The sequence below is a fragment of the Ideonella sp. P3_A4 genome (assembly GCF_056403075.1).
On record NZ_JBFUGE010000546.1, the window covers coordinates 1 to 4,044 of the forward strand.

The 4,044-nt window shown below is 62.8% G+C and carries 3 protein-coding genes; all 3 read right to left on the reverse strand.

Features of this window, described 5'->3' with window-relative positions:
* Positions 1–133: 133 nt before the first annotated feature.
* Positions 134–2,395: an efflux RND transporter permease subunit gene (locus AC1DYI_RS28615; protein ID WP_477207516.1), complete on the reverse strand. Its 2,262-nt coding sequence runs from the start codon at positions 2,393–2,395 to the stop codon at positions 134–136.
* 71 nt (positions 2,396–2,466) lie between these two features.
* Positions 2,467–3,603 carry an NAD(P)/FAD-dependent oxidoreductase gene (locus AC1DYI_RS28620; RefSeq protein WP_477207517.1) on the reverse strand — a complete coding sequence of 379 codons (1,137 nt, stop codon included), beginning with the start codon at positions 3,601–3,603 and terminating at the stop codon, positions 2,467–2,469.
* Between the two features lie 11 nt (positions 3,604–3,614).
* The coding region (locus AC1DYI_RS28625) for a transglutaminase-like domain-containing protein (protein WP_477207518.1) at positions 3,615–4,044 on the reverse strand (430 nt) is incomplete at its 5' end.

The following is a 4,044-nucleotide window of genomic DNA, read 5'->3' on the forward strand; positions in this document are numbered from 1 at the left end:
GCCTGATAGAAGCTGGCCAGTTCCTTCTGCAGGACCTCTTCGCCCGTTGGCGTCTGGGCGTGGAGCCCGTGCGCTGCCGCGATCAACGCAAGAGCCAGGGCTGTCTTTCGAATCATGGGGTACTTGCTCCGAGTTAGAGACGGAAGGTCTTGATGAGCGCAGGCATCAGCGTCAGCGACGCCAGAGCGCTCAGGCACATCATCGAAACGATGAAGGCGCCGACCGTGACGTAGGGGGTGAGCGGCGCCGCCAGCATCACGGCGAATGCGACGGCGAACATCAAGGCATTACGGACGATGCCTTTGCCCGGCCACTGGATGACCCAGCGCAGCGTCTCTTCACGCTGCGCATCGGTCAGAGGACGGCCGCGACTGATCTCTTCGCTGCGCTGGCGGTAACGGGTGACGAAGTGGATGGCGAAGTCCACCGCCATGCCCAGTGACAGGCACGACAACACCGCCACCGGCATGTCGATCGCCTTGCCAATCCAGCCGAGCACACCAAAGATCACCAGCACGGTCAGCAGCAGCGGGACGTAAGCGACCAATGCCCACTTGATCGACCGGAAATCGGCCGCCAACACGCCGAGCACAACGACCAACGCAATGGCGAAGCCAAGGATCATGTCCTTCAGAACCTCTTGGTTCCATACCAGGTTGAAGTGCGCCGGGCCTGCGGCTGTCACCTTGATCGGCATGCGCTGCTCTTGTACGAGGGCCTGCACTCGATCCTCGACGCGTTTCATCGCTTGGGCGTCTCCGCTGCGCAGCTGAAGCAACACGTTGGCCCGCTGATAGTCGTAGTCAACGACGCGGTTCAGATCACTGGGCCTGGCGCCCATCGAGAACGCCATGAGGTACTGGCCTGCCGTGTCTGCGTCGGCTGGCAAGACCTCGGCGGCCGGTTGATCGCCATTGAGCACACGGTTGATGCGCTTCAGGTAGTCTGCAACAGACAAGGTGGTGCCGACCAGCTTCTGTGCCACCAGATCCTGCTGGATCGCCTCGATGGCCTTCAGGACTGCGGGGGCCTTCACGCCGTCGGGCTTGCCGGTGTCGATGACCAGCGAGGCGGGCATGGCGCCACCCATCTCTCGCGCAAACAGCGCGTCGGCCTGCCTGACTTCGCTGCCTTCCTTGAACCAGCGCAGCATGCTGTTGTCGACAACCGACTTCGACAGCCCCCAAAAAGAACCCGCCGCCAACAGCACCGCGATCGCCAGCGTCGGCACAGATCTCTGCACTGACCAGCTGGCCACCCAACCGGTCAGGCGAGACAACGCGTCATCACCGCTTCGCGCAGCGGGTAGCGGCACCAGCATCAAGCAAGCCGGCACGAGGTAAAAGCTCAGCAGGCGAAGCACCACCGTCCCCAGCACGATGATCCCGCCGAAGACCTTGACCGGAACGATGGTCATGAACAGCAGCACTGCAAATCCCAGTGCCGTCGCCAACGCCGTGTAGCGAACGGGGCGCGCCACGGCCACGATGGTTTGCCGAACCACGTCGGCTCGGTTCGAACCAGGGCGGTAGCGTTGGAAGAACTCGTTGAAGATGTGGATGCTGTCCGTGGCGATGGCCATCAGGAACACCGGTGCCATCGAACTCATGATGTGCACCGGGAAGCCCAGGGCGATGCCCGCGCCCATCGCCACCATGATGCTGACCATGGCCGTCAGCATCATCACGCCCGCAAGCCACCAGCTGCGGAACATCCAGAACATCAAGACCATCATCAGGCCGCCAGCGATCGGCGCGAAGATGCCCATCAGCTTGAACATTTCTGCGCCGAACAGGTCCCGGGCCACCGGATCACCGGTGATGTAGATCTGCTCCGCAGGGAAGCTTTGCAGGGCAGCGGTGCGGATCGATGTTGCCAGCTTGGCGCCGTCCGCGCCTTTCTCGAGCGGAACGTAGATGGCCGTCGTTTTCTCGTCGCGCGAGATCAGCCGATCGACGAACAGCGGGCCTTCGAACAGTTGCTTGCGCAGCTCTGCGATGCCGGCTGCGTCTTGCGGCGCTGAGGCCAGCAGCGGGGCGATACGCAGCATCTCGCCCCCCGAAGTGACGTTGTCGACCGTGTACAAGGACGTGACGTCGGTTTTGACGACTCCTGGCAGCGCCAGCACGTCGCTGCTCAGGCGCTGCAACTTCTTCAGACTCTCGGCGGACAGCACGCCGCCGTCGGGGCGAAGTGCCACGACGATCGTGTCTTCGTGAAGACCAAAGCGCTGGTTGACCTGGTCGTTCCAGACCCGAACAGCCGACTCTGGTGGCAGCATGTTCTTGGGGTTGGTATCGATCTTGGCCCACGGCAGCGCTGCGCCGAACAGCATCGCGACGACCAGGCAAACGATGATCGCCAGCCACGGGCGGTCTATGCCGAACGTGGTCAACCCACTTGACTTGTGGACGGGAATCGAATGTCCTGGAATTGCGTTCACTCAGCGCTCCTGTCGTTGTTGTCTCAGTACATCTTGTTCAGCCAGAACTTCTCGAACATCACCTTGCCGAGGTGGTTCCAGGGCCCCGGCATCGCGAGCCGGACATCGGGGTTCGGTTCTGCGTAGAAGTTGCCTGCGCCGCGGCCGGCCATCCAGCCGCCCATCTCGACGAAACACTGGCCGTGCCCGTCGAACTTGTGCGAGCCTTCAAGGCCGTCCAGTTCGTCGGCGATGTTGCGAGCTGCCGCTTCGGCCTGGCCGTGCGCGAACACACCGGCCTTCGGCAGTGCCTTGCCGTTGGCCAGCGGGATACCAACGCAGTCGCCGACCGCATAGACGTCTTGGAACTTGGTACGCATCGTGTGACGGTCGACCGCGACCCAACCGTTTGCCTGCGCCAGCCCAGCGTCGATCAGCAGCTGCGGCACGCTGTGTTTGGGCACGTACGCCAGGTGATCGAACTCGGCGGTCGTGTCGCCAAAGTCCAGGCGACCATCCGATGTCAGCCCTTTGATCGTGTGCTTCGGGAAGTACTGGATGCCCTTGTGGCTGAGCATCTGCACAAACTGCGCCGATACCTTCTCACCGGCCACCGGCATCGGCCCCGGCTCGGGTGTGTAGATCGAGACCTGAGGCTTGCCGCCGCTGCGCTTCAAGCGGGCTTGCCACAGCATCGCCGCCTCATACGGCGCCGCAGGGCATTTGAATGGCATCGAGCACACCAGTACTGCAGCGCGAGCACCGGGCTTGGCGTTCAAGTCACGCAACGCCGTCGCGCCCGCGGCCGTGTACAGGTTGCTGCCGACCGACGCCACGCTTTCCAAGCCGGTCATATGGGTGTGAGCACCCAGCGCGACGAGGATCACGTCGGCGTCCAGTGTGCCCTGGTCGGTCTTGACCGAACGTGCCACTGGATCAATCGCCTGCACCGTGGCCTGATGAAAGCGAATGCCCTTACGGGAAACCCGCCCGAGAGGCACGGTGATATCGGACATCTCGCGCGTGCCTGACAGCACCCACAGGTACGACGGAGAAAACTCGTACTGGGCAGCTTTGTCCACGAGCACGATCTCGGCCTTGCCGTTCGTGCGCTTGGCCAGTTCGTTGGCGGCGGCAATGCCACCGATGCCGCCACCCAGAATCAACACTCGCTTGGTCATGACTGGCCCCTTCAAAGGCTCGAAAACTCGAGCTTCTTTTCGTAGATGACGCTGTCACCGGACCGCTTCTCGATGCGCGGTTCGGTGAAGAAGTTTTCCAGGCCGCCTTGGCTGTGCGGGACCATCTCAATGTCGCGTCCACGGCTGAGCAACACGCGGTCCTCATCGATCGCACCAAAGAAGTACTCGCGCTTCTCGGGGTGTCGCGAGGCCTCTGAGACGTCGGCCGGCACCCAGCCGAGCTCAGGCACGAAAAAGCGTGTCCAGCAGTGGTAGCCGCACTTGAAGTGGGTGATGTCACCGCCCGCCATGCCAGCCGGAAAGGCGGCACCGATCTCGAACTCGCAGGCCACGCCACAGCTGCGCAAGATGGCCAGGAAGAGGGTGTGGAAGTCGGTGCAGTTGCCTTTGCCCATCGAGCAAGCCCACTCGGTGTCGCCG

Coding starts and splice junctions, on each gene's coding strand:
- AC1DYI_RS28620 (WP_477207517.1), bottom strand. CDS start 3,603: ATGACCAAGCGAGTGTTGATTCTGGGTGGCGGCATCGGTGGCATTGCC.